The sequence below is a fragment of the Oxalicibacterium solurbis genome (assembly GCF_014635845.1).
Lineage (GTDB): Bacteria > Pseudomonadota > Gammaproteobacteria > Burkholderiales > Burkholderiaceae_D > Oxalicibacterium > Oxalicibacterium solurbis.
In genome coordinates, this window is sequence record NZ_BMDP01000003.1 from 428,500 (window position 1) to 454,957 (window position 26,458).

Below are 26,458 nucleotides of genomic sequence, written 5' to 3' on the forward strand. Positions count from 1 at the left end.
TCCGGATCGGTGGTGTCCGAGAGATCGTCCCTGCTCCTCCGACACCGGATTTATTGTCCAGTTTGGATGATTTTTGTGTCGTCGGCCAGAAGTTGATCAATTGCAATCGTTTCGCACGGCAATGCCCGAATCCTCTGATGTGACCGGAAGCGAGAATTGTCGGTGCCTGACGCAAGACTTTCACAATTGCCCGGCAGCCTCTTGTTCTTGGGCGCACAAATTCTGGTCAGATGGCGAATTGCACATTCGGGAAAACTGACGGATTTGTCATTTTCCGGTCAGCAACAAGACATTGACGCTGCGGTATATTGGCTGCCCTGTGGCGCCATGCGCCTCGCTTTGCGGCGCACGCAAGAGCGTGTATCCGGCAGGTGTAGATGCCATACCCACCGGATGCTGCCTGTCTATCAGAAACGGAATTTACCCAGATGTGGATCGTTAAAATCGCCCTGCGGCGGCCGTACACCTTCCTCGTGATGGCGCTGCTGATCTTCCTCGCCACGCCGATCACGTTGCAGCGCATGGCGACCGATATCTTCCCCGATATCAATATCCCGGTGATCAGCATCGTCTGGAAATACACCGGCATGTCGGCCGAAGAGATGGGGCAGCGCATCACCTCCATCAACGAGCGCGTGCTGACGACCACCGTCAACGACATCGAACACATCGAATCGCAAACGCTGGGCGGCGTGGCGGTAATCAAGGTGTTCTTCCAGCCGAAGGCGAATATCCAGACGGCGATCGCGCAGGTCACGGCGGTCGAGCAGGTGATCGTGAAGCAGATGCCGCCGGGCACGACGCCGCCGTTGATCATCCAGTATTCCGCTTCCAGCATCCCGGTCATCCAGCTCGGCCTGTCAAGCAAGTCGATGTCGGAGCAGGCCCTGTTCGATACGGCGTTGAACGCGGTGCGCACCAAGCTGGTGACGATTCCGGGCGTGGCGATTCCGTATCCGTATGGCGGCAAGAGCCGCGTGGTGTCGGTCGATCTGGATTCGCAGGCATTGCAGGCCAAAGGACTGTCGCCGACCGATGTCGTCAACGCCATCAGCGCACAAAACCTGATCCTGCCTAGCGGCACCGCCAAGTTCGGCGATACCGAATACACGGTCAAGATGAACGGTTCGCCGCAGGTGCTGGATGAACTGAACGATCTGCCGGTACGCACGACCAGCGGCGCCACCGTCTATCTGGGTGAAGTGGCGCACGTGCGCGACGGCTTCACGCCGCAGACCAACATCGTGCGCCACAACGGCGAGCGCGGCGTGCTGCTGTCGGTGCTGAAGAACGGCGGCGCATCGACGCTGGAAATCGTCGACAACCTGAAGGCCTCGCTGAAAGACATCATGCCGACGCTGCCGGACGGCGTCGACCTGATCACGCTGTTCGATCAGTCCGTCTTCGTCAAATCCGCGGTGAGCGGCGTCGTGCATGAAGGTCTGATCGCGGGCTGCCTGACGGCGGCGATGATCCTGCTGTTCCTCGGCAACTGGCGCACCACCTGCATCATCGCGATCTCGATTCCGCTGTCGGTGCTGTCGTCCATCCTTGCGCTGAATGCACTGGGCGAGACGATCAACATCATGACGCTGGGCGGGCTGGCGCTCTCGGTCGGCATCCTGGTCGACGATGCGACGGTGACGATCGAGAACATCGAGCGCTATCTGCACATGGGACACGATCTGGAAACCGCGATCCTCGAAGGCGCGGGCGAGATCGCGGTGCCGGCGCTGGTGGCGACGTTGTGCATCTGCATCGTGTTCGTGCCGATGTTCTTCCTGACCGGCGTGGCGCGCTATCTGTTCGTGCCGTTGGCCGAGGCGGTGATCTTCGCGATGCTGGCGTCGTACATCCTGTCGCGTACGCTGGTGCCGACGCTGGTGATGCTGTTCATGCGCAACGCCAGGCATGGTGACAAAGGTCCGGACCACAAGCCCAGCATGCTGGAGCGCGTGTATACCAAGTTCGACGCGCAGTTCGAACGCATGCGCGGCGTCTACATCGTCATCCTCAGTACGCTGTTGCCGCGTCGCCGTTTCTACGCATCGGTCTTTCTCGGTTTCTGTGTACTGTCCAGCGGCCTGTATCTGGCGTTGGGGCGCGACTTCTTCCCGAGTGTCGATGCCGGCCTGATGCGCCTGCACTTCCGCGCGCCGACCGGCACGCGTATCGAGGAAACCGCAAGGCTGGCCGACCAGATCGAAGCCGTCATTCGCGAACGGATTCCGGCCGACGAACTGGATGCCGTGCTCGACAATCTCGGCCTGCCTTATTCCGGCATCAATCTTTCATACAGCAACGCCGGCACGATTGGCACACTGGATGGCGAAATCCAGATCGCACTGAAGAAAGGCCATGCGCCGACCGACGACTACGTGCGCGAACTGCGGCGCGAATTGCCGAAGCGCTTCCCCGGCATCGAATTCTTCTTCCAGCCGGCCGACGTCGTCACGCAGATTCTGAACTTCGGCTTGCCGGCGGCGATCGACGTGCAATTCTCCGGGAAAGATATCGTCGACAACTACTATCTGGCCACCGAGCTTGAGAAGGAGCTCAAGAAGATTCCGGGCGCGGTGGATGTGCACGTCCACCAGCGCATCGACCAGCCGACGGTGCAGCTGAACATGGACCGCAACAAGATGCAGCAACTTGGGCTGAACGCCAACAACGTCGCGCAGAACGTGCTGGTGCCGTTGTCCGGCAGCTTCCAGACGGCGCCGGCCTTCTGGCTGAATCCGAATAACGGCATCTCCTACGACATCTCGATACAGACGCCGCAATACAACGTCGATTCGCTGGATACCTTGCTGCGGATGCCGGTCGGTACCGGCAATCCGGCGGTGCCGACGCAATTGCTGGGTAATCTGGTGACCACTCAGTCCGCGCGCCAGCTGGCGATCGTATCGCGCTACAACATTTCGCCGGTGGTCGATGTATTCGTCAGCGTCAGCGGGCGCGATCTCGGTTCGGTCGCGTCCGAAGTCGAACGCGAGGTGGCGAAGATCCAGCATAAATTGCCGAAGGGATCGAAAATCACGATACGCGGCCAGGTGGAAACGATGAAGACATCGTTCGTCGGCCTCGGTATCGGCCTGGTGATGGCGATCGTGCTGGTCTACCTGCTGATCGTCGTCAACTTCCAGTCGTGGATCGATCCGCTGATCATCATCAGCGCGCTGCCGGCGGCGCTGGCCGGCATTGCGTGGATGCTGTTCCTGACCGGCACCACACTCTCGGTGCCGGCGCTGACCGGCGCGATCATGACGATGGGCGTGGCGACGGCCAACAGTATCCTGCTGGTATCGTTCGCGCGGCAGCGATTGCTGGCCGGCGAGACGCCGCTGGCCGCTGCGCTGGAAGCCGGCGCCACGCGTATCCGTCCGGTGCTGATGACGGCACTGGCGATGATCATCGGCATGCTGCCGATGGCGCTGGGCCTGGGCGATGGCGGCGAGCAGAATGCGCCGCTCGGCCGCGCCACCATCGGCGGCCTGCTGTTTGCCACCGTATCCACCCTGTTCTTCGTGCCGCTGGTATTTGCGGGCATTCATTCCCTGCTGGCGAAGCGTGCTGCCAAAAAAAGTTTGCCGCCGCCGCACTCCGTTGTTGTTGAAGGAAGTCACTAACATGACCCACGATCGTCACTCTTCCATTGGTATCCACGGCTTGCACGAGCATGAAGCCGCGCGTGGCTTCAAACGCATCCTGCTGCTCAAGCGCATGCAGCGCGTCGCACTAGCGATTCTGGGCGTGCTGCTGGTCGGCGGCCTGATTGTCATGGGCCTGCGTTTTGCCAAGGGCAGCGCGCTGGCGGAAACTTCGCGCGAGCAGCAGATGCGTTACGTCAGTGTCATCTCGCCGAAAAGCTCGGCGCAGGACAATCTGCTGCGCCTGCCGGGCACGCTGCAGGGCAGCATCGAGGCGCCGATCTATGCGCGCACCAGCGGCTACGTTTCCGGCTGGTACAAGGATATCGGCGACCAGGTGAAAAAGGGCGACCTGCTGGCACAGATCGATGCACCAGAAGTCGTGCAGCAGCTGAACGAAGCGAAGGCGGCGCAGGTGCAGGCAACGACCAATCTGCAACTGGCCAAGAGCACCTTCGAACGCTGGGATGCGCTGCGCAAGCGCGATGCGGTATCGCAGCAGGAACTGGACGAGAAGCGCAATGCGCTCGCGGTCGCGCAGGCTGCCGAAACATCGGCCAAAGCCACGGTGCAGCGCCTGCAGGATCAGGTCGGCTTCAGCCGTATCGTCGCGCCGTTCTCCGGTGTGATCACGCGCCGCAATGTCGATATCGGCAATCTGGTCGATGCCGGCGGCGGTTCGCTCGTGCTGTTCACGATGGCCAAGAGCGATACGCTGCGCGTATACGTCTATGTGCCGCAAAGTTACGCGCCGCAGATCAAGACCGGCAACAAGGCAGAAGTGACGCTGCGCGAACTGCCGGGGCGCAGCTTCACCGGCACCATCGCCCGCACGGCCGGCGCGATCGATCCACTGACGCGCACGATGCAGATCGAGATTCGCCTGCCGAACCCGGATGGCGTGCTGCTGCCGGGCGCCTATGCGCAAGTCGCCATCAAGGCCACCGGTGCCACCAGCCAGACCGCCCTGACGGTGCCGAGCAATACATTGCTGTTCCGTCCGGAAGGCATACGCGTGGCGATCGTCGGTGCCGATGGCAAGGTGCATCTGCAGCCGGTAACGATCAGCCGCGAACTCGGCACCACAGTCGAACTCGGCAGCGGCGTCACCACGCAGGACAGGTTGATCGTCAATCCGGCCGATTCGCTGAACGAAGGCGATGTTGTTTCCGTGGCGGCATCGGAAGACGCGTCTCCGGTGAAGGATGCGGGCAAGGGCGCGGCAGACAAGAAAGCGCCGGGCAGCAAGGAGAAGGCATCGTGATCGCGATGCGTCGTCCTCGCTGGCGCTCTCATTGGCGTTCTGCCGCGGCGCCGGCCGTACTGGCTGCCCTGCTCGCGCTGGGCGGCTGTGCCGTTGGTCCCGACTATCAGCGCCCCGATGCGCCAGTCGCACAGGCATGGAAAACCGAGCCGGGCTGGCAGGCTGGCAATCCGCGCGACGGCGAGCTGAAGGGCGCGTGGTGGGAAATCTTCGGCGATACGCAACTGAATGCGTTGCAGGAGCAGGCGCTGAAGAACGGCCAGACGATGGTGATTGCGCAGACGCGTGTCGAGCAGGCGCGTGCGCAGGCCAATGTCGCCAACAGCGCGTATTTTCCGCAGATCGGTCTGCAGGGCGGCGTCACACGCAATCGCACGTCGGCCGAACGTCCGCTGAGCAATCGCAATTCGGTCAACAGCTCGATCGTGCAGAACGATTTCAATGCGGCATTCACCGTCGATTACGAAGTCGATCTGTTCGGCCGCGTACGCCGCCAGGCTGAAGGTGCGACGGCAAGCATGGAACAGGCGCAGGCCGATTTCGAAAACACGCGCCTGGTGCTGACCGCCGAACTTGCCGCCGACTACTTTGCCTTGCGCGAAGCCGATGCCGAAATCGATCTGCTGCGCCAGTTGCTGGCGTCGCAGAACAAGGCGCTCGATTACATCAGCGCACAACATGAACTGGGCGCGGTATCCGGCCTCGACCTGAACCAGCAGCAAGGCCTGACGGCGGCGACGCAAACGCAGCTGACGTTGCTGGAAGACCAGCGCGCGCGTTACCAGACGGCGATCGCTACCTTGATAGGTGTGCCTGCACCCGACTTTACGCTGGCATCGAATCCTGTGTTGGTGCATGTGCCTGCCGTCCCGCTGACGGCACCGGCCACGTTGCTGGAGCGCCGTCCCGATGTCGCCGCGGCCGAGCGTGCGATGGCGGCTGCCAATGCGCAGATCGGTGTGGCGCGTAGCGCCTACTTTCCGTCGCTGTTCCTGTCCGGACTGGTGGGCAGCGATGCCAACAAGATCGGCAATCTGTTCACCGCGCCGGCGGCGCTGTGGGCGATCGGTGTCAGCGCAACGCAGACCGTGTTCGACGGCGGCCGCATCGGCGCCAACGTCGATTTCGCCGAAGCCGGTTATCGGCAGGCGGTTGCCGGCTACCGGCAATCGGTGCTGACGGCTTTTCAGGAAGTGCAGGATGGCCTGAATACCGATGCGGCGCTGACGCAGGCCGGCGCATCGGCCAAAATCGCTGCCGACAGCGCCGACCGCTCACTGGGTTTGTCGATTGACCGTTATCAGAGCGGTGTGGCCGCCAATCTGGAAGTCGTCGTCGCGCAGCAGACGCTGCTCGGCTATCGCCGGCAGGAAGTGCAGTTGCGCGGACAGCGTTTGCTGAATACAGTGAAACTGATCAAGGCACTTGGCGGCGGCTGGCATGCGCCTGGAATGACGATGCCGGCGGCGGCATCCGCCGAATCTGCAACGGCAACATCTGTAACATCCGCAACATCCGCAACCCCAGCCAACTGACGCGAGCGAACGATGAAGATCCTGGTGATCGAAGACGAGCCGAAGACCGTGGCCTATCTGCTGCGTGGCCTGACCGAGCAGGGGTATGCGGTCGACGTCGCCAACAACGGCATCGACGGCCAGCACCTGGCGCTGACCGGCGATTACGATGCGATCGTGCTCGACATCATGATGCCGGACCGCGACGGCCTGTCTGTGCTGCAAGCTCTACGGCGAGAAAAGGACACGCCGGTCATCATGCTGACCGCGCGCGGTGAAGTCGACGACCGCATCCACGGCCTGCGCAGCGGCGCCGACGATTATCTGGTAAAGCCTTTCTCCTTCCTCGAACTGCTGGCGCGGCTGCAGGCGCTGGGGCGGCGCGGCCGCCCGCAGGAAGCCGCGCATATCCGCATCGCCGACCTGCACATCGATCTGATCGCACGCCGTGCGGTGCGCGGCGCACGGCGGCTGGATCTGACGGCGAAGGAGTTTGCACTGCTTGCCGCACTGGCGCGGCATCGCGGACAGGTATTGTCGAAAACCGTGATCGTCGAAATGGTGTGGGACGTCAGTTTCGACAGCAATACCAACGTCGTGGAAGTGGCGATCAAGCGCCTGCGCGCGAAGCTTGACGAACCGTCCGAAGCCAAGCTGCTGCACACGATACGGGGCATGGGCTATGTGCTGGAAGAAAAGCATGAGTAAAGCTGCATCGTCATCGCCGCATGTCACCGGAAGTGCGACCGGACATTCGATCGCGCGCCGTCTGGCGCTGATGTTCGCGCTGGCGGCTGCCGGCGTGTTCTTCGCAGTGGGCGTCGCGCTGTACAACATCCAGTGCAACGAATTGCATCGTCATCAGCGGCAGGAAATTCTCACGCGCTACGAATTTGTCGAAAGCCTGATCGCGCGCCGCATGTTCAATACCGAGAAGTGGGCGCTGCTGGAAAGCAAGCTGAAGGAACTGACGCCGCAGGAAGGCAACGTGACGTACATCGTCACCAGCGACGATCCGCGCTATCGCCTCGGCACGCCTTTTCCGTCCGATGTGAAAACCGTCAAGGAAGGCGGCGGCGTGCAGCGCGTCTTCATGCCGGAGCGTACCTATTTGACGTTGAGCGGCAGGGTGCCGCCGCTGGGCGACCGGCCGGCCGTGATGCTGACGGTGGGCGTCGATCCGAGCGCGTTCGATACGACCAGCCATGCCTTGAATGTTGCGCTGGTCATCGCCTCGCTGTTCGGTGTGGCGGCGGTGGCGGCGCTCGGCTGGTGGATAGCGCGGCGCAGCCTGGCCGCTGTTGACGATCTGTCGCGCCATGCACAGGAGCTGGGGCCGAAGAAGTTGTCGGAACGCCTGCCGGTGTGCAAGCTGCCAGGCGAACTGGCCGGCCTGGTGCTGTCGTTCAACGGTGCGCTGGAACGCGTCGAGCAGGCTTATATGCAATTGTCGACGTTCAATGCCGACGTCGCGCATGAACTGCGCACGCCGCTCGGCAACCTGATCGGCCAGACGCAGGTAATCCTGTCGCGCGAGCGCTCGGTGGCAGAGCTGGAAGAAGTATTGCAATCGAATCTGGAAGAGCTGGAACGCTTGCGTACCATCATCAACGACATGCTGTTTCTGGCGCAGGCCGATCGCGGCATGCGCGCGGACAACCTGGTGCGGGCATCGATTGCGCAGGAAGTCGGCAAGAGCGCGGAATTCCTCGACATGCTGCTGGAAGACGCCGGCTGCTCGCTGAAGATCGAAGGCGACGCCGAGGCGGCGATCGAGCCGTCGTTGTTCGGCCGCGCGATCACCAACCTGCTGTACAACGCCATTCAGCATTGCGATCGCTGTTCGGCCATCGTGATCCGCATCGCCGAATCGGAAGACGGCGTGGCGATCACCGTCAGCAATCGTGGCATGCCGATTGCCGCGCATCATGTGGAACGCTTGTTCGATCGCTTCTATCGTGTCGATTCGTCGCGCACCGACAGCCGCAACAGCCACGGACTCGGTCTGGCGATCGTCAAGGCGATTGCCGTCATGCATGGCGGCACCGTGTTTGCGCAGAGTCGCGACAATGAAACCACTATCGGCCTGACGATCGCGCACGGCATCGCGCGTTAAACGATGCCGTGCGATCGGACTCGCGAGTTTGCAAGACGAGACAAGCCGCTTTCAGCCAACCAGTTTCTGCAATTCGCCCCTGGCGATGCCGGACAGCGTGCGCCATGCCAATCCGAGAATGACGATGGTGGCAATGGCGAGCAGCACGCCGGCAACGATATCGGTAAAAAGACTCGGTGCATGTGCGGCGTAGCGCAACGATGTCGCCGCCGTCGCAGCCAGCGGAAAACTGGCGGCCCACCACGCGACGCGGAAGGTGCTGCAGCGCGGCAGATGGCGCAGCCGGCCGAGCAGCACGGCCGTCATGAACAGCATCAGCATGTACAGCGCTTCGGCGAAGAAATCGATGTGGCCGGTAGTGGCGACATAGGCGGCAAAGCCGACGGCGAACGGCGCGCCCAGAATCAGCAGCGACGGCTGCATGGCTTCCGGCAGCGGATCTTCGTACATCAGCCGCGACAGGATCAGCGTAAACAACGGAATGGCGAAGAACAGGCCGACGGCCGTGGCGAACATCATGACGTCGTGCAGGGTGTGTTCCCAGCCGAGTGCAGGCACGGCAAGCGGAATGTCGATCAGACCCACGGCGGGCACGATCCACGCCGGCGTGGCATGCGCGACCTTTTGCCGTGCAGTGATCCAGCGCGAGACGATGGTCCAGGCAAATACCGTCATCAGGATCGCGCCTATGCTCCAGACGATACGCGCCAGTGTCAGGTTGATGTCGACCAACAGTAACGGCAACAGCAACAGGCTGACCAGCGGCGTGCCAAACAGGTTGCCGGCCACCGGGTGCTGGAATTCTGCGCGTACGGCATCGAAATCGGTAAACGCCTTGATGCCATAGGCGATGCTTTGTGCAAAGAAGGCCAGGATGGCCAGCGCGGCAAATGCATGCGCAATCCATGACGGTGCGCCGAACTGCGCATGTGCGAGACGCCAGGCGACGGAAAGGCCGGTAAGCCCCATGACGGCGCCGAACAGCGCTACCGGCAGGTAGCTCAGGCGTTTGCCGGTGGCGGGTGCTTGCGAGGTGGTGACGGTATTCATGTTTTCTCCCTGATGGAAGCGACAGGCATTGCGGCCCGTTCGTTGCGGTGATGTATCAACATAATCAACAACGCGATGAACGGGCCGTATTGCGTATCAGGCCTTGGTGGCGGTGATTGCGTCGAGTGCGCGCGCCGTATAGACCATTGCTGCGCCGGCATTCATCGCAATGGCGACGCTCAGCGCGTCGGCGAGCTCTTCCTGCGTCACGCCTTGTTGCAGGGCGCGTTGCGCATGAATGGCAATACAGCCGTCGCAGCGCGTGGTCACCGCTACCGCCAGCGAAATCAGTTCGGCGGTCTTGCCGTCGAGGCGGCCGGGTTTGGTGGCGGCGCCGGCCAGTGCCTGATAACCCTTGACGGTATCCGGCGACAGGGTGGCGTAATCGCCGACGCGTTGCATGAGTTCGGTGCGGTAGTTGTTCCAGTCCAGCATGATTTTCTCCTTGGGTTGCGGCGCGACGGGCGTCGCTGCCATGGAGACAGTATTGCGTACGGCATCGATATCATGAATACTGTCGCGTATTCATTTTTAGCTGATTCGTATCATGGATGCATTGACCCGCCTGATCCAGCTGGCCCGGCCCCAGGCCAGCCTGGAATTGCGCTGCCAGCTCACCGGCAAGTTCGCGCTGCCGCATCAGTCGCCGACGACTGTCGCTCCCTTTCATCTGGCCTTGCACGGCCGTTGCGCGATCGAGGCGCAGGACGGTTCGGTGCTGACGCTGGAAGCTGGCGACATGGTGATGTTTCCGCGCGGCGGCGCACACTGGATACGCGATATCGAGTTGCGTGCCAAGCGCGCAACGTCGCCGACCTTCTCGCACGACGGTTTGCTGAAGCTCGAGCGCGTCGGCAGCGGAGAACCGGACATCGACCTGCTGTGCGGTCGTTTCGAATATGCAAACGGGCCAGCGGCGTTGCTGCTGCGTGCGCTGCCCGATCCCTTGCACGTATCGCTGGCGGATGGTGATGGTAATGGCGACGGTGCCTCGCGCCTGCATGCGCTGGTGTCGCTGATGCGCGATGAGTCGGAGCGGCGCCAGCCCGGCGCACTGGCCATCGTTACCGCATTGAGTCAGGCACTGTTCGCGATGGCCTTGCGTGCTTACGGTGCGCAGAACCCCGATGCATCCAATGTATTGACGCTCTCCTCCGATCCGCGGCTGGGGCCGTCGATACGGGCGCTGCTGGCAGAACCAGGACGGGCGTGGAGCATCGAGGAACTGGGCGGCTTGTCGGCCATGTCGCGCGCGACCTATGCGCGGCATTTCCGCGAGAAGTCCGGCATGACGGTGTGGGAATTCCTCAGCCAGGTACGCATGACGATTGCCGCGAACCTGCTGCGACAGACTACGCGCAACGCGGCAGATATCGGCATGGAAGTCGGCTATCAGTCGGAAGCCGCATTCGGCAAGGCGTTTCAGCAGTTCATGGGCGTGCCGCCGGGACGGTATCGCCGCAATGCGCAGGCTTAGTTAGATACGTTCGAAGAGAATAGTGCAGTTGTGTACATGACCGATGCGGCGTATATGCAGGCCGCATCCGCCCTCTTCGGCAATCGTTAGCGTGCAGCCGTATTGCCTGTGGTGTTGCCCGTGGCAGTGGCTGCGGCATGGTTTATCCCGCGCAAGCGATCATGACGCCGGTGATAGAAGAAGGCGCTGACCAGCAGCACCGCCATCAATACGAATTCGGTACCAAGTGCCGTGACGATCGCCTGCAGATAATCGCCACCCTGATGCAGGACTTGCGCGAGCACGGTGCCGAGCAGCGCCGAGCCGAGGCCAAAAGAAGCCTGCTGCACCGTCGACAGCATGGAGCTGCCGGCACCAGCCTGTTCGGTCGGCATATCGGACAGGCCGATGCGGAAGAAGCTGCCGACGATCAATGCCTGGCCGAAGCCGATCAACATCGTCGCCGGAATCAGCTGCAGCACACCGGGATGCGGCCACGTCAGTTTCAATGTCAGTATCAGTCCCAGCAAGCCGATCATCTGGATCACGCAGCCCAGCATCAGCGTCGGCGCCTGCCCGATGCGGCGAACGAAGCGTGCACTGTTCAGCGACGACAGGAAGTAGGTTGCGCCCATCGCGATGAAGGAATTGCCGGCCTGCAGCGGCGATAGTCCGGCACCGCTCTGCAGCGTCAGCGACATCGCGAACATGTAGCCGCTCCAGCACGAGAAGAACAGCACGGCGATGACGAGGCCGAAGCGCGTGCTCGGAATGCGTAGCAAAGCCGGCGGCAGTAACGGATGGGCGCCGCGCCGTTCTTCATTGCGTTCGACGCGCCACAGCCAGGCCAGCAGCGGCGGCACTGCTATCAGCAGGGCGATGTACGGCCATGACCAGTGGCGTACCGGTCCGAGCGCCAGCGGCAGCAGCAGGCTGACGATGACCATTGCCAGCAGTGTGGTGCCGGACCAGTCGATGTCGGTGCGCGTGGCGCGCTTCGTTTCCGGAATCCAGCGCGGCGTTGCGATCAGCAATGCCGCGCAGATCGGCAGGTTGATCAGGAACACGCTGCGCCAGCCGAGTCCGGCGATGTCGGCCGAGACGAGGAAGCCGCCCAACACCTGGCCGATGATGAAGGCCAGTCCGCCGATTGCGCCGTAATAGCCGATCGCGCGCGAATGTTCATGACCTGAAAGTCCGACATGGATCGTGGCCAGAATCTGCGGCACGATCAGCGCCGCGCCCACGCCCTGCAGCATGCGTGCGAACAGCAACATCCAGATCGAACCGGCAAGGCCGCACAGCAGCGATGCGATGCCGAAGACCTGCACGCCCCACAAGAACAGTTTCCGTCGTCCGAAGTTGTCGCCGAGTCGGCCGCCCATCGCCAGGCAGACCGCGAAGGCGACGCCGTAGACGGCGACGATCAGTTCCAGTTCGGTCGCGCTTGCGTGAAAGGTTTGCGCGATCGCGTCGAGCGCGACGTTGACGATGGAAAAGTCGATCTGCGGCAGCAGTTGGCCGGCGAGAAGCACGGCAAGACCGGCAGCGCCGAGCTGGCTGCCGGTGGCAGAAGGGGCGGAAGAGGAGGACATGAAGAGCCGAAACGTGATGCGGAGCAGGCATGGTAGCCGTAATGCGGCGAAGCTGCTGGCGACGTCGCAATGCCCATTTTCACGGTGTGGCTATCGTCAGTGTCCGGCCACGACTCCATCTGCACCGGCCTTGTCATGCGTGGCAAATTTTTCGACCATCGTCGCGCTGGCACGATTCAGGCCGCTGACTTCGACGGCAATGTCGTTGCGACGGAACTTGAACACGATGCGATCCAGCGCTTCGATCGCGGTGATGTCCCAGAAGTGCGCGTGCGACAGGTCCAGATGCACGGCGGCGATGCCTTCCTTGAAATCGAATTCCGACACCAGCGCTTCCGACGAAGCGAAGAACACCTGGCCGCGCACTTGGTAGCGGCGTGTATGACCATCTTGGCCGTCTTCGCTCAGCGACGACGTGACGTCCAGTACCGAACGCACCTTCGACGCGAAGAACAAGGCGCTCAACAGCACACCGGCGCCGACGCCGATGGCGAGATTGTGCGTGGCGACCACGACGATCACGGTAGTCAGCATCACGATCGACGAAGTGGTCGGATGCGATGTCAGGTTTTTCAGCGAACGCCAGCTGAACGTGCTGATCGACACCATCACCATCACGGCCACCAGTGCCGCCATCGGAATCTGCTTGACCCACGGACCGAGGAAGACGACCAGGATCAGCAGGAAGACGCCGGCGAGAAAAGTGGAAAGCCGTCCGCGCCCGCCGGAACGCACATTGATCACCGATTGCCCGATCATCGCGCAACCCGGCATGCCGCCGACCATGCCGGCAGCGATGTTGGCGATGCCTTGGCCGCGGCATTCGCGGTTCTTGTCGCTCGGCGTGTCGGTGAAATCGTCGATAATGGCTGCCGTCATCAACGATTCGAGCAGACCGACCACGGCGATGGCCAGCGAATACGGCAGGATGATCTGCAGCGTTTCCATCGTCATCGGTACGGCGGGCCACGCGATGGACGGCAGGCTGTCGGGGAACGCGCCCATGTCGCCGACGGTACGCAGGGGTAGATGGAAAGCCACGGCGATGATCGTCAGCACGACGATGCAGATCAGCGGTGATGGCACGGCCGTCGTCAGGCGCGGCAGCAAATAGATGATCGCCAGCCCGCCTGCCACCATGGCCCAGACGAGAGGGCCGTGATTCAACTCCGGCAGTTGCGCGAGGAAGATCAGGATGGCCAGCGCATTGACGAAACCGGTGACCACCGAGCGCGATACGAAACGCATCAGCGCACCTAGGCGCAACAGGCCGGCGGCGATCTGCAACAGACCAGCAAGGATGCCCGCCGCCAGCAGATAGGAGACGCCGTGATCCTTGACGAGATCGACGACCAGTAGCGCAATCGCGCCGGTCGCTGCGGAAATCATTGCCGGCCGTCCGCCGGCGATCGCCGACACGGCGGCAATGACGAAGGCGGCATACAGCGCGACCTGCGGATCGACGCCGGCGATGGCGGCAAAGGCCAGTGCTTCCGGAATCAGCGCAAGCGCAACGACGAGGCCGGACAGGATGTCGGCACGGATGTTCGAGAACCATTGTTCCCGCAGTGAGGGGTATTTCATCGGTGGCAGTCGGAATGAGCGATGCGGCAATCGACGGCAAAGGCCGCATTGCAAGCATCAAGGGTAATCATGTGCATATCGCATCGTGCGGATGCGAGGAAGTGCCAGGACCATTCTGCGCGAACGATCACGCGGAACAGACAATGGAAGATGGCAGCGGAAAGGCGTGAACTACATCGGTATGCGGAAAGTGTGTGGAGACGCGATCTGCTGAGGCATCAGGCGAACGCAGGCGCCATGGTAAACGATGCGGCTATTGTTGGCAAAACGTGCCGGAAAGGAAACGTTCATGACATGGCGTCTCGCCGTCAGGGCCAGCGTACGGAATCACGCAAGAAATCACGCGCAAGTGGCGGCGGCGGAACCGATAGTCGCTGAGCTGATTCCGCCAACCCTGTTTCGTTAGATGCGTTGATTCAACCGCATTACGGTACGCGGTTTTATTCCAGCATCACCGAGATGTTGTGTCGGCAGCGCTTTGCGATGTCGGCGGAACGCTCTGATTCGTTTCGTTCGGCGTATCCGCATGCCAGCCGCCGCCCAATGCCTTGATCAGCAGCACGCTGGCGGCCAGCCGGCGATTGAGAATGTTGACGGCGCTGATCTCGCTGTCCAGCGCGGTGGTCTGCGCCGTGATCACGTCCAGATAGCTGACCAGTCCGGATTTGTACTGGTTGGTCGCAATCTCCACCGACTTGCGCGCCAGCTGCACACCTTCGCCCTGCGTCTGCGCTTCCTGTTCGAGGATGCGCAGCGCAGCCAGGTTGTCTTCCACTTCCTGGAAGCCGGTCAGCACCGTCTGCCGGTACAGCGCGACGTTTTCGTCATAGGCAGCGACTGCCTGATCGGTCTGTGCCTGGCGCGCGCCGAAGTCCAGCAGTGTCTGCGCCAGCGTCGGGCCGATCGACCAGAAACGGTTGGGCAGGGTCAGCAGGTGCGACATGCTGTCGTTCTGATAGCCGACATTGGCCGACAGTCCCAATGACGGGAACCATGCGGATTTGGCGATGCCGATCTCGGCATTGGCCGCGGCCAGCCGGCGTTCGGCAGCGGCGATGTCGGGGCGGCGTTCCAGCAAGGCGGATGGCACGGTCAGCGGAATGTCCGGCACCGATGCAGTCAGCGGCGCCGGTGCGATATCGAATTCGGCCGGTGCCTTGCCGACTAGCAGCGCAATCGCATGTTCGAGTTGCGCGCGCTGCACGCCGATGTCCAGTGCCTGCGTTTGCGTGTTCTTCAACTGCGTTTGCGCGCGTATGACATCGGCGCGGGCGGCGATGCCTGCAGCGTACTGGTTCTGCGTCAGTTGCAGCGAGCGTTCGTAGTCGGCCAATGTGCGATCCAGCAGCGCTTTCTGCGAATCGAGCGCGCGCAGCTGGAAGTAGTTCTGCGCCAGTTGCGCATGCATGCTCAACCGCGTGTTCTCCAGATCGGCGGCGCTGGCTTGCGCATTGTTGGCGTTCGCTTCCACCGTGCGCCGCACGCGGCCCCACAGATCGGCTTCCCAGCTGGCGCCCAGCGATACGCCGTAATTGGTGCGCACGCCCCTGCTGCTGGTAGTGGCGCTGGTGACCTGATTGTTGCGCACCGTCGCGCTGCTGGAACGTGTGACGTCGAATTCGCCGGTAACGGTCGGAAAGTATTCGGAACGTGCCGACTGTACCAGCGCCAGTGCCTGACGATAGGCCGCCTCGGCCTGTGCCAGGCTGAGGTTCGACGTATTGACCTGTTCCTGCAGCGAATTCAGCAGCGGGTCGCCATAGAACTCCCACCAGTTGCCGCGCAGCGCGGCATCGTTCGGTTGCGCGGTCTTCCAGCCGTTCGCTTCCTTGAATGCGGCCGGTTGCGCCACTTCCGGGCGCACGTAATCGGGGCCGACCGCGCAGGCGCCCAGCAGCAATGCCGAGGCTGCTGCTGCCGCGAGCGGCCTGACGCGATGCCAGTGCGGTTGCATTCCGCCTGCTTTATTCGCATCTTTATCCACGCCTTCATTCATTTTCATGTCCCGCTTCATGTTCCGATTCACGTTCCATTGCATATTCCGGTTTCATATTTTCGTTCGTCTGTATCTTCAGCCTGCCGTGTCTGCGGCAGAATCCGAGGTGGAGCCCGATGCCGGGTGCCGCTTGCGCCAGCGCGACCACACGCGATGGCTCCACGCGCTGAAGCGGTCCATGTACAGATAGACGACCGGCGTCGTGTACAGCGTCAGCATCTGGCTGACGATCAGGCCGCCGACGATGGTCACGCCCAGCGGTCGGCGCAGTTCGGAACCGGTGCCGGTGCCCAGCATCAGCGGCAGCGCGCCCAGCAGCGCGGCGGCGGTCGTCATCATGATCGGACGGAAGCGCAGCAGGCAGGCCTGCCGGATCGCATCGCGCGGCATGCGGTTCTCGGTGCGCTGCGCGACCAGCGCGAAGTCGATCATCATGATTGCGTTCTTCTTGACGATGCCGATCAGCAGGATGATGCCGAGGAAGCCCATGATCGACAGATCCATGTGGAACAGCAGCAGCGCCAGGATGGCGCCGACGCCGGCCGACGGCAGTGTGGAAAGGATAGTGATCGGATGGACGTAGCTTTCGTACAGCATGCCGAGCACGATGTAGATCGTCGCCAGCGAAGCGAACAGCAGGAACGGCAGGCTGGCGAACGACGACTGGAACACCTTGGCCGAGCCCTGGAAGCTGCCGTGCACGGTGTTCGGCATGTGCAGCGTGTCGAGCTTGGCGTTGATCGCTTCGGCCGCTTCGCTGAGCGTGACGTCGGGCGCGAGATTGAACGAGATCGTCGTCGCCGCGAACTGACCCTGGTGATCCACGGACAGCGTGGTCGAGGTCGGCCCGAAACTGGAGAAGGCCGACAGCGGCACCATCGTGCCTTCGCTGTTGCGCACGTGAAGGTCGCGCAGGATTTCCGGCCGCTGCCAGTATTGCGGCGCGACTTCCATGATCACGTGATACTGGTTGCGCTGCGCATAGATGACCGATGCCTGGCGCTGGCCGAAGGCGTCGTACAGCAGCGCATCGACTTCGGCCTGCGTGACGCCAAGGCGCGCCGCGGTATCGCGATCGACGTTCAGCGTGATTTGCAGGCCACGATCCTGCTGCGAGGTGTTGACGTCCAGCAGCTGCGGCACGGTGCGCAACGCTTCCAGCACGCGCGGCCCCCACAGGTCGAGCGCGTTCAATTCGTCCGCCTGCAGCGTGTACTGGTATTGCGCATTGCTGGAGCGGCCGCCGACGCGGATATCCTGCGCCGCCTGCATGAACAGCGTGGCGCCCGGTACGCGAGCCAGCTTGCCGCGCAGCCGGTTGATGACGTCGTCGGCGCTGACCTTGCGCTCGTTCAGCGGCTTCAGCGTGATGAACATCTGTCCGCTATTGCGCCGGCTGCCGCCGGTGAAGGCGATCACGCTGGCGACTGCCGGATCGGTGCGGACGATGTCGACGAAGGCCGTCAGCTTGGGCTGCATCGCCTGGAACGACGTCGCCTGATCGGCCTGGATGAAACCCATGATGCGGCCGGTGTCCTGTTGCGGAAAGAAGCCTTTCGGCACCACGCCGTACAGATAGAAATTGAAACCGATAACCGCCACTAGCGTCAGCATCATGATGCGCGTGTGACGCAGCGCCCAGTCCAGCGTGCGCTCGTAGTGGCGGATCATCCAGTCGAACACCTGTTCGCTGGCGACATACCAGCGGTTGCGCTGGCGCTGCGCATGCTGTTCCTTGGTTTCGCGCCGCAGGATGCGCGCGCACATCATCGGTGTGGTCGTCAGCGACACCACCAGCGACACCAGCACCGCTGCCGACAGCGTGATCGCGAATTCGTGGAAGTAGCGGCCGACCAGCCCGCCCATCAGCAGCATCGGGATGAACACGGCGACCAGCGAGATCGACATCGACAGCACCGTGAAGCCGACTTCGCGCGCGCCGAGCAGCGCCGCCTGCAGCGGCTTCATGCCCTTTTCGATATGGCGCATCACGTTTTCCAGAACGACGATCGCATCGTCGACGACGAAGCCGGTGGAAATCGTCAGCGCCATCAGCGAAAAATTGTTCAGACTGAAGCCCAGCAGATACATGATGCCGAAGGTGCCGAGCAGCGAGATCGGCACCGCTACACTGGGAATGATGCTGGCGCGCACATTACGCAGGAACAGGAAGACCACCATGATGACCAGCGCAATCGATACCAACAACGTGAACTCGACGTCATGCAGCGAGGCGCGGATCGTCGTCGTCTGGTCGAGCACGACGTCCATGTCGATTGCGGCTGGAATCGACGCTTTCAGGTTCGGCAGCAGCGCACGTACGCGGTCGACTGTTTCGATGATGTTGGCATTCGGCTGGCGGTTCATGATCAGCAGTACCGAACGCTTGCCGTTGGCCATGCCGGCGTTGCGCAGGTCTTCCACCGAATCGGTGACTTCGGCCACGCTGGACAACTGCACCGGTGCGCCGTTGCGCCAGGTGACGATCAGCGGCCGGTACTGGGCGGCTGTCTTGGCTTGATCGTCGGTGGCGACCTGCCACTGGCGCGATTCGCTTTCCACATAGCCCTTGGGCCGGTTGGCATTGCTTTCCTGCAGCGCGGTGCGCACTTCGTCGAGGCCCACGCCGTACTTGTTCAGCGCCATCGGATTGAGCTCGACGCGCACCGCCGGCAGCGAACTGCCGCCCACCGTCACCTGTCCGATGCCCTGCACCTGCGACAGCTTCTGTTGCAGGATGGTGGAAGCGGCATCGTAGATCTGGCCTTGCGTCATCGTGTCCGAGGTCAGCGCGATGATCATGATGGGCGCATCGGCCGGATTGACCTTGCGGTAGGTCGGATTGCTGCGCAGCGTGGACGGCAAGTCGGCGCGCGCCGCATTGATGGCTGCCTGCACGTCGCGCGCGGCACCGTCGATGTCGCGATCGAGATCGAACTGCAGGATGATGCGCGCCGAGCCGGACGAACTGCTGGACGTCATTTCGGTGATGCCGGCGATGCGGCCCAGCGAGCGCTCCAGCGGCGTGGCGACGGTGGACGCCATCGTTTCGGGGCTGGCGCCGGGCAGCGAGGCCGATACCAGAATGGTCGGGAAATCCACCTGCGGCAAGGGCGACACCGGCAACAATCCGAACGACACGATGCCGGCCAGCGCGATGCCTATCGTCAGCAGCGTGGTGGCGACGGCGCGGTGGATGAAGGAGGAAGACAGGCTCATGGCGCTTATGGTGGGCTCATGGCTTCGTCGCCTGCAGCATTGTCGGCGTCGTCATCTTCGGCGCGCTTGCGGCCGAAGCGTTGCGCCAGCCGGTCGAATGCCAGATAGATCACCGGCGTCGTGAACAGCGTCAGCACCTGGCTGACAATCAGGCCGCCGACGATGGCGATGCCAAGCGGCCGCCGCAGTTCGGAGCCGACGCCGGTGCCCAGCATCAACGGCAGCGCACCCAGCAATGCCGCCATCGTCGTCATCATGATCGGTCGGAAGCGCAGCAGGCAGGCCTGGTAGATCGCGTCGCGCGGCGACAGGCCGTCCTTGCGTTCGGCTTCCAGCGCGAAGTCGATCATCATGATCGCGTTTTTCTTGACGATGCCGATCAGCAGGATGATGCCGATCACCGCGATGATGCCGAGATCGCTGCGCGCGATCAGCAGTGCCAGCAGCGCACCCATGCCGGCCGACGGCAAGGTGGAAAGAATCGTGATCGGATGGATGTAGCTTTCATATAGCACGCCGAGCACGATGTAGACGGTGACGATGGCGGCCAGGATCAGCAGCAGCGTGTTCGACAGTGAAGCCTTGAAGGCCAGTGCCGCGCCCTGGAAGCTGATCTGCGTGCTGGCCGGCAGGCCGATTTCCTCTTTCGCCTGTTCGATCGCATCGACCGCATCGCCGAGCGAAGCGCCGGGCGCAAGGTTGAACGAGATCGTCGCTGCAGGGAACTGGCCGACGTGGTTGATCACCAGCGGCGTCGAACGCTGCACCAGCGTCGTGATCGTCGACAGCGGAATCTGCTGGCCGTCGGAAGCGGTAACGTAGATGTGATCGAGCGCTTGCAGTCCCTTGCGGAATTCCGGTTTCACCTCCAGCACCACGCGGTACTGGTTGGTCTGCGTGAAGATGGTCGACACGATGCGCTGGCCGAACGCGCTGTACAGCGTATTGTCGATCGCGGCCGGCGTGATGCCGAGGCGCGATGCGGTGCCACGGTCGATCAGTAGCGCCGCCTGCAGGCCGTTGTCCTGCAGATCGCTGGCGACGTCGCGCAGCTGCGGCAGCGTATACAGCTTGTCCACCAGCTTGGGCACCCAGGTGCTCAATGTGTTGGAATCCGCATCCTGCAGCGTGAACTGGTATTGCGTGCGCGATACGCGGGTTTCGATCGTCAGGTCCTGCACCGGCTGCATGTACAGCGAAATGCCGTGCACGTCGGCCAGCTTGGTCTGCAATCTGTCGATGATTTCCGATGCGTTGGCATCGCGTTCCGCGAACGGCTTCAGGTTGATCTGGATGCGGCCGCTGTTCATCGTCGTGTTGGTGCCGTCGACACCGATGAACGAAGACAGGCTTTCGACGTCCGGGTCCTGCAGGATGACTTTCGCCAGTGCCTGCTGGCGCTCGGCCATCGCCTGAAACGAGATCGATTGCGGCGCTTCCGAAATGCCCTGGATTACGCCGGTATCCTGTATCGGGAAGAAGCCCTTCGGAATGAAGATGTACAGCAGCACGGTCAGCGCCAGCGTGCCGATGGCGACGAGCAATGTCGCGGTCTGGCGTTCCAGCACCCAGGTCAGCCATTTGCCGTACTGTGCGATGGTGCGGTCGAAGAAGGCGCCCGACGCATGATAGAAGCGGCTCTGTTTTTCTTCCGGCACATGGTGCAGCAGCTTGGCGCACATCATCGGCGTCAGCGTCAGCGAAACGATGGCCGAGATGATGATCGTCACCGACAGCGTGATGGCGAATTCGCGGAACAACCGACCGACCACGTCGCCCATGAACAGCAACGGGATCAGCACCGCGATCAGCGAGATCGTCAGCGACAGGATGGTGAAACCGATCTGCGCTGAGCCCTTCAATGCCGCCTTCAGCGGCGATTCGCCTTCTTCGATGTAACGCGAAATGTTTTCGATCATCACGATCGCATCGTCGACGACGAAGCCGGTGGAGATCGTCAGCGCCATCAGCGACAGGTTGTTCAGACTGAAACCGGCCAGATACATGACGCCGAACGAGCCGATCAGCGACAGCGGCACCGCCACGCTGGGGATGATGGTGGCGGGGATGTTGCGCAGGAACAGGAAGATCACCAGCACCACCAGCGCCACGGCCAGCACCAGTTCGAACTGTACGTCGTCGACCGAGGCACGTATCGTCGTCGTGCGGTCGCTCAGCAGCGAGACTTCGACGGAAGACGGCAGCGATGCCTGCAACTGCGGCAGCAGTTTCTTGACCTGATCGACGACCTGGATCACGTTCGCGCCGGGCTGGCGCTGGATGTTCAGGATGATCGCCGGCTGCTCGTTGACCCAGGCGGCCTGCCGGATGTTTTCCGCATCGTCGACGATATCGGCAACATCGGTCAGCCGGATCGGCGCACTGTTCTTGTAGGCGACGATGATGGCCTTGTACTCGGCGGCGGAACGCAGCTGGTCGTTGGCATCGATCGTGTAGGCGCGTGCCGGGCCGTCGAAGCTGCCCTTGGCCTGGTTGACATTGGCGCTGGCGATCGCGGTGCGGATGTCTTCGATGTTCAGGCCGTAGGCAGCCAGCGCGGTCGGATTGGCCTGGATGCGCACGGCGGGCCGCTGGCCGCCGGACAGGCTGACGAGGCCGACGCCGGTTACTTGCGAGATTTTCTGTGCCAGCCGCGTATCGGCCAGCGATTGCACCTGTGGCAGCGGCAATGTCTTCGACGTCAGCGCCAGCGTCATGATCGGCGTGTCGGCCGGATTGACCTTGCTGTAGATTGGCGGCGCCGGCAGGTCGGCCGGCAGCAGGTTGCCGGCGGCGTTGATCGCGGCCTGCACCTCCTGTTCAGCGATGTCCAGACTCAGATCGAGACTGAATTGCAGCGTGATGACCGACGCGCCGCCCGAACTGGTGGACGACATCTGGTTCAGTCCCGGCATCTGGCCGAACTGGCGCTCCAGCGGTGCCGTCACCGAAGACGTCATCACATCGGGGCTGGCGCCCGGATACAGCGTGACGACCTGGATCGTCGGGTAATCGACTTCGGGCAGCGCCGATAGCGGCAGCATCCGGTAGGCGAGCGCGCCGACCAGCAGAATCGCCAGCATCAGCAGCGAGGTCGCGACCGGCCGCAGAATGAAGGGGCGCGACAGACTCATGGATTGGCGCCCTTGGCTGCGGCTGCCGCTTTACGATCTTCCGCCGCTGCAGCCTGCGCTGCAGCGGGTGCGCCCGGATGGGCATCCTTGCGGCTGCCGCGGCGCGGGTGCGCATCGCCCTGTCCTGCCGGCGCGGCTGTACCGACCTGCTTGTTGTCCTGCAGGGCGACGTCGACCTTGGCGCCTTCGCGCAGCTTGTCGGCGCCGTCGACGACGATGCGTTCGCCGGCTTTCAGGCCGGAGACGATTTCGGTGTCGTCGCCCTGCGTGGTGCCGGTTTTCACGTTGCGTACCGAAACCGTGTTGTCGGCACCGATGACGTAGGCGTAATCGCCCTTGCTACCGTGCTGGATGCCGGCCGACGGCACGATGACGACATCGTGTTTCGTCTCGACCAACAGGCGCGTGTTGACGAACTGGTTGGCGAACAGGCCGAAGTCTTCATTGGCGAATTGCGCCTTCAGCTTGACGGTGCCGGTGGCTGCATCGATCTGGTTGTCGATCGTTAGCAGCGTGCCGGTCGCCAGCTTGTGCAGTTGCGCGCGGTCGTAGGCATCGACGATCAGCTTTTCGCCGGCCTGCAGGCGGCGCATGACGGCAGGGATATTGTCTTCCGGCATTGTGAAGACCACGCTGATCGGCTGCAGTTGCGTGATGACGACGATGCCCGTGGTGTCGGACGTCGAGACGATATTGCCCGGATCGACCTGGCGCAGGCCTACGCGACCGCCGATCGGCGCGGTAATGCTGGCGTAGGTCAACTGCAGTTTGGCGGCATCGATCTGGCCCTGGTCGACCTTGATCGCGCCCTGGTACTGGCGCACCAGCGATTCCTGCGTATCGAGCTGCTGGCGCGCGATCGAATCCTGCTTGAACAACGTGCGGTAGCGTTCCAGATCGATCTGCGCATTCTTCAACAGCGCCTGGTCGCGTGCCATCTGGCCTTCGGCCTGCGTCAATTCGACCTGATAGGCGCGCGGATCGATCTGGGCCAGCAGATCGCCCTTCTTCACGAGCTGGCCTTCACGGAACAGCACTTTCATCAACTGCCCGCCGACCTGCGGCTTGACGGTGACGGCATTCAGCGGCACGGCCGAGCCGAGCCCGTTCAGGTAGACGTTGATGTCGCCGCTGCGGGCGGTGGCGGCGACCACCGGCATCGCGCGGTTTGCCATGCCGGCTCCGCCGCGCCGCATCGACTGCACGCCGGCGGCGCTGTCGGCTTCGGCCTTGCGCTGCGCGACGAAGTGGCGGATGCCGAGCACGACGGCGATCAGGACGATGAGGCAGATCAGCCAGGGCAGCCAGCGGCGGCGCGGTTTGCCGTTATCGGGTTCGGGTTTGTTGTCGGGCACGGTCAGGTCGTTCATCGGTTTTTATTGGTGCTGGATCGATCGGAAAACTATGGGCAAGACGTGTGACGCCTTGATGTAGTTATGTGTATTTATGTATATCGCTGCCTGGCTGCTGCCTTGTCGCCATTCGTTGTATTCGCGGCTGTTCGTTGTTACTGGTTGTCACTGGTCGTTATTTGTCGCTGCCCTGTCCCGCCATTACTTTGGCAGCGTCAGGATCGCGGACAGGCCGCCGCCATCGCGCGCTGCCAGCACGAGATCGCCGCCGTGCGCACGCGCAATCGCACGGGCGATCGCCAGGCCGAGGCCGCTGCCGCCGGTATGGCGCGCGCGCGACGATTCCAGCCGTACGTACGGTTCGAACACGCGTTCCATCTCATCGGCCGGCATGCCGGCGCCGCGATCCTCGATGCGGATTTCCAGCATGGTGCCGATATTGGTGCTGGCATCGGTGACGGTCAGGTCGATTTCCTTGTTGCCATTTTCGCTGCCGTCGTTGGCATAACCACCGTAGCGACGTGCATTTTCCAGCAGATTGTCCAGACAGCGGCGCAGCGCCTGCGGCCGCGCCGGTACCGGCGCTTCGGCACGGCCGTGCAGCCGGACATGCGCGCCCACTGCGCGCATGTCTTCGACCGCGCTTTCCAGCAGCGCGTTCAGATCGAGGCGCACGGTTTTTTCCTGCGTGGAGCCGGCGCGCAGGAATTCCAGCGTATTGCCGATCATCGCATCCATTTCCGCCAGATCGTGTTCCATCTTCGATTTCAGTTCGCCGTCGTCCAGTTTTTCCATGCGCAGCCGCAGCCGTGTGATGGGCAGGCGCAGGTCGTGCGAGACGGCGGCCAGTGCCTGCGAACGCGTGTCGATCAGGCGCTTCAGGTCGCGCTGCATCGCATTGAAAGCGCTGGCGGCGCGTGCCACTTCCTGCGGGCCGGCTTCCGGCAGCGGCGGCTGTTCGAGGTCGCGTGCGAGGCCCGAGGCGGCGTCGGCAAGAGACGCGAGGGGGCGCGTCAGCCGCCGCACCGCCCAGCCGGCCAGCAATGAAACGGAGGCGACCAGTACCAGCAGCAATCCGCTCAGACGCAGCGGCCAGTCCATGCTGGTGTGCGGCAGGATGTGGCGGAAGGTGAGGACGGTGCCGTCCGACAGCTTGGCCTGGCCGATCAGGAAAACGATGGGCGGCCCTTCGAAGCCGTCATGCAGATCGAAGAAGCCATCGCTGTCGCCGGACGGCGGCGGAGGCGGCAGATCGTGCGGCGCGAAGATCATGCGTTCCGGCGGACGGTTGTGATGATGGATGGCCAGCACCTGCAGCGGCAGATCGTCGTCGAGTTCGTTTTCGACATGCGCGATGAATATCTGCGCATCGTCGGATGCGACGATGCCGGATGTATGCCACGGTTCATTCAGCGTCAGCGAGGTGGGCGGGATGTTCAGTACGCGCAGCAGGCGCACGCGTTCTTCGGGCGGCGCGTGATCGAGAATCGAGATGAAGCCGGCCACGCGCTGTGCGGTATAGGCGCCGCGCAGGCGTTCGCCGAGGCGCACGCGATCGTCCAGGATCAGCCAGAAGCCGGCAACCTGCACGGCAATCAGGCCGACCACCAGCGCCAGCAGGATCTGGCCGAACAGCGTGCGCGGCAGCAGCCTCATGTGCGGCGCTCGACCAGCACGTTGAACATATAGCCTTCGTTGCGCACGGTCTTGATCAGCGGTTCTTCGCCGTCGTCGGTGAGGCGGCGGCGCAGGCGGCTGATCATCACGTCGATGGTGCGGTCGAACGGCGCGGCTTCGCGGTTGGAGAACACCTCCAGCAATTGGTCGCGCGACAGCACGTGGCCGGGATGGTCTGCCAGCGCCTTCAGCAGGCGGAATTCGCCGGACGACAGCGAGACGACGACGCTGTTTGCATCGATCAGGTGATGCGCGTTCAGGTCCAGCGTCCAGCCGGCGAAATGCAGCGTGCGCGCCGGTGCCGCATGGCCGCCCGATTCGCCGGCGCGGCGCAGGATGTTCTTGACGCGCGCCAGCAGTTCGCGCGGGATGAACGGCTTGTGGATGTAATCGTCGGCGCCCATTTCAAGGCCGAGAATGCGGTTCACCTCGTCGCCGCTGGCCGTCAGCATCAGGATCGGCAGTTCCGACTGCACGCGCAGGCTGCGGCACAGCGACAGGCCATCTTCGCCGGGCAGCATCAGATCCAGGATCACCAGGTCGACCGTCTGGCTGGCGAGCCGCTCGCGCATCTGTGCGCCATCGCTGGCCAGCAGCACGCTGTAACCCCAGCCGCTCAGGTATTCGTCCAGCAGCTGGCGCAGTTCGGGGTCGTCGTCGACCACCAGTATCTTCTTCTCCATCGGAGGCTCTTGGCGCTTTCCATGACATTTTGTTCCAGACGGAAGGATAGCGTCCGGGCGGATGCGACGGGGAGCGGCGACATGGATTCTCGCCAATTTTTACGTTGCATTAACAAAAAAGACGGTCGTCGTCATACTTCATTTACATCCTGCCGGTCTAATGACACA

Annotated in this window: 16 protein-coding genes; 6 read left to right on the forward strand and 10 right to left on the reverse strand. The window is 62.7% G+C overall.

Translation table 11 applies throughout. The features are described 5' to 3' along the window. The first annotated feature begins 428 nt into the window (after positions 1-428). The 5 genes from IEV40_RS11985 to IEV40_RS12005 are packed head-to-tail and all read left to right on the forward strand — an operon-like array spanning position 429 to position 8,544. On the forward strand, positions 429-3,629 hold the full coding sequence (locus IEV40_RS11985; RefSeq protein ID WP_188421975.1) for an efflux RND transporter permease subunit: 3,201 nt from the start codon (positions 429-431) through the stop codon (positions 3,627-3,629). A 1-nt stretch (position 3,630) separates the two neighbouring features. Beyond that, complete coding sequence (locus IEV40_RS11990) at positions 3,631-4,914, forward strand: efflux RND transporter periplasmic adaptor subunit (protein WP_188421978.1); 1,284 nt, start codon at positions 3,631-3,633, stop codon at positions 4,912-4,914. Positions 4,915-4,919: 5 nt separating this feature from the next. Continuing rightward, positions 4,920-6,449, forward strand: coding sequence for an efflux transporter outer membrane subunit (locus IEV40_RS11995; protein WP_188422414.1), 1,530 nt, complete (start codon positions 4,920-4,922; stop codon positions 6,447-6,449). A 12-nt stretch (positions 6,450-6,461) separates the two neighbouring features. Then, positions 6,462-7,136 carry a heavy metal response regulator transcription factor gene (locus IEV40_RS12000; protein WP_188421980.1) on the forward strand — a complete coding sequence of 225 codons (675 nt, stop codon included), beginning with the start codon at positions 6,462-6,464 and terminating at the stop codon, positions 7,134-7,136. After that, complete coding sequence (locus tag IEV40_RS12005) at positions 7,129-8,544, forward strand: heavy metal sensor histidine kinase (RefSeq protein WP_188421982.1); 1,416 nt, start codon at positions 7,129-7,131, stop codon at positions 8,542-8,544. The genes IEV40_RS12000 and IEV40_RS12005 overlap by 8 nt, the downstream gene beginning before the upstream one ends. Positions 8,545-8,595: 51 nt before the next feature. On the opposite strand, the gene IEV40_RS12010 is transcribed toward IEV40_RS12005, so the two are convergent. Both IEV40_RS12010 and IEV40_RS12015 read right to left on the reverse strand, forming a co-directional pair. After that, on the reverse strand, positions 8,596-9,594 hold the full coding sequence (locus IEV40_RS12010) for an SLAC1 anion channel family protein (RefSeq protein ID WP_188421984.1): 999 nt from the start codon (positions 9,592-9,594) through the stop codon (positions 8,596-8,598). A gap of 96 nt (positions 9,595-9,690) precedes the next feature. Then, positions 9,691-10,029: a carboxymuconolactone decarboxylase family protein gene (locus IEV40_RS12015; RefSeq protein ID WP_188422416.1), complete on the reverse strand. Its 339-nt coding sequence runs from the start codon at positions 10,027-10,029 to the stop codon at positions 9,691-9,693. A 112-nt stretch (positions 10,030-10,141) separates the two neighbouring features. Between IEV40_RS12015 and IEV40_RS12020 the strand changes: the two genes are divergently transcribed. Continuing rightward, positions 10,142-11,071 (forward strand): AraC family transcriptional regulator, encoded by a 930-nt coding sequence (locus IEV40_RS12020; protein WP_188421986.1) that lies wholly within the window; start codon positions 10,142-10,144, stop codon positions 11,069-11,071. Positions 11,072-11,157: 86 nt separating this feature from the next. Here the strand turns inward: IEV40_RS12020 and IEV40_RS12025 are convergent, their stop codons facing one another. From IEV40_RS12025 to IEV40_RS12060, 8 genes are all read right to left on the reverse strand, one after another. After that, on the reverse strand, positions 11,158-12,645 hold the full coding sequence (locus IEV40_RS12025) for an MFS transporter (protein WP_188421989.1): 1,488 nt from the start codon (positions 12,643-12,645) through the stop codon (positions 11,158-11,160). A gap of 96 nt (positions 12,646-12,741) precedes the next feature. Then, complete coding sequence (locus tag IEV40_RS12030) at positions 12,742-14,229, reverse strand: SulP family inorganic anion transporter (RefSeq protein ID WP_188421991.1); 1,488 nt, start codon at positions 14,227-14,229, stop codon at positions 12,742-12,744. Between the two features lie 451 nt (positions 14,230-14,680). Continuing rightward, entirely contained in the window at positions 14,681-16,183 is a 1,503-nt protein-coding gene (locus IEV40_RS12035) for an efflux transporter outer membrane subunit (RefSeq protein WP_188421992.1), read from the reverse strand. Positions 16,184-16,300: 117 nt separating this feature from the next. Beyond that, positions 16,301-19,444, reverse strand: coding sequence for a multidrug efflux RND transporter permease subunit (locus IEV40_RS12040; RefSeq protein WP_188421994.1), 3,144 nt, complete (start codon positions 19,442-19,444; stop codon positions 16,301-16,303). A gap of 5 nt (positions 19,445-19,449) precedes the next feature. Further along, positions 19,450-22,578, reverse strand: coding sequence for an MdtB/MuxB family multidrug efflux RND transporter permease subunit (locus IEV40_RS12045; protein ID WP_188421997.1), 3,129 nt, complete (start codon positions 22,576-22,578; stop codon positions 19,450-19,452). After that, positions 22,575-23,948, reverse strand: a complete 1,374-nt coding sequence (locus tag IEV40_RS12050) for an MdtA/MuxA family multidrug efflux RND transporter periplasmic adaptor subunit (RefSeq protein WP_188421999.1) — start codon at positions 23,946-23,948, stop codon at positions 22,575-22,577. Before IEV40_RS12050 ends, IEV40_RS12045 begins: the two co-directional genes overlap by 4 nt. A gap of 183 nt (positions 23,949-24,131) precedes the next feature. After that, positions 24,132-25,586, reverse strand: a complete 1,455-nt coding sequence (locus IEV40_RS12055; protein ID WP_188422001.1) for an ATP-binding protein — start codon at positions 25,584-25,586, stop codon at positions 24,132-24,134. Beyond that, the gene (locus IEV40_RS12060; RefSeq protein WP_188422003.1) at positions 25,583-26,290 is read right to left on the reverse strand and encodes a response regulator; all 708 of its coding nucleotides are present in this window, start codon (positions 26,288-26,290) and stop codon (positions 25,583-25,585) included. Before IEV40_RS12060 ends, IEV40_RS12055 begins: the two co-directional genes overlap by 4 nt. Between the last annotated feature and the right edge of the window lie 168 nt (positions 26,291-26,458).

Excerpts from the sequence above, each read along its gene's own strand:
- IEV40_RS11985 (WP_188421975.1), top strand. The coding sequence starts at position 429 with ATGTGGATCGTTAAAATCGCCCTGCGGCGGCCGTACACCTTCCTCGTG.
- IEV40_RS11990 (WP_188421978.1), top strand. The coding sequence starts at position 3,631 with ATGACCCACGATCGTCACTCTTCCATTGGTATCCACGGCTTGCACGAG.
- IEV40_RS11995 (WP_188422414.1), top strand. The coding sequence starts at position 4,920 with ATGCGTCGTCCTCGCTGGCGCTCTCATTGGCGTTCTGCCGCGGCGCCG.
- IEV40_RS12000 (WP_188421980.1), top strand. The coding sequence starts at position 6,462 with ATGAAGATCCTGGTGATCGAAGACGAGCCGAAGACCGTGGCCTATCTG.
- IEV40_RS12005 (WP_188421982.1), top strand. The coding sequence starts at position 7,129 with ATGAGTAAAGCTGCATCGTCATCGCCGCATGTCACCGGAAGTGCGACC.
- IEV40_RS12010 (WP_188421984.1), bottom strand. The coding sequence starts at position 9,594 with ATGAATACCGTCACCACCTCGCAAGCACCCGCCACCGGCAAACGCCTG.
- IEV40_RS12015 (WP_188422416.1), bottom strand. The coding sequence starts at position 10,029 with ATGCTGGACTGGAACAACTACCGCACCGAACTCATGCAACGCGTCGGC.
- IEV40_RS12020 (WP_188421986.1), top strand. The coding sequence starts at position 10,142 with ATGGATGCATTGACCCGCCTGATCCAGCTGGCCCGGCCCCAGGCCAGC.
- IEV40_RS12025 (WP_188421989.1), bottom strand. The coding sequence starts at position 12,645 with ATGTCCTCCTCTTCCGCCCCTTCTGCCACCGGCAGCCAGCTCGGCGCT.
- IEV40_RS12030 (WP_188421991.1), bottom strand. The coding sequence starts at position 14,229 with ATGAAATACCCCTCACTGCGGGAACAATGGTTCTCGAACATCCGTGCC.
- IEV40_RS12035 (WP_188421992.1), bottom strand. The coding sequence starts at position 16,183 with ATGCAACCGCACTGGCATCGCGTCAGGCCGCTCGCGGCAGCAGCAGCC.
- IEV40_RS12040 (WP_188421994.1), bottom strand. The coding sequence starts at position 19,444 with ATGAGCCTGTCTTCCTCCTTCATCCACCGCGCCGTCGCCACCACGCTG.
- IEV40_RS12045 (WP_188421997.1), bottom strand. The coding sequence starts at position 22,578 with ATGAGTCTGTCGCGCCCCTTCATTCTGCGGCCGGTCGCGACCTCGCTG.
- IEV40_RS12050 (WP_188421999.1), bottom strand. The coding sequence starts at position 23,948 with ATGAACGACCTGACCGTGCCCGACAACAAACCCGAACCCGATAACGGC.
- IEV40_RS12055 (WP_188422001.1), bottom strand. The coding sequence starts at position 25,586 with ATGAGGCTGCTGCCGCGCACGCTGTTCGGCCAGATCCTGCTGGCGCTG.
- IEV40_RS12060 (WP_188422003.1), bottom strand. The coding sequence starts at position 26,290 with ATGGAGAAGAAGATACTGGTGGTCGACGACGACCCCGAACTGCGCCAG.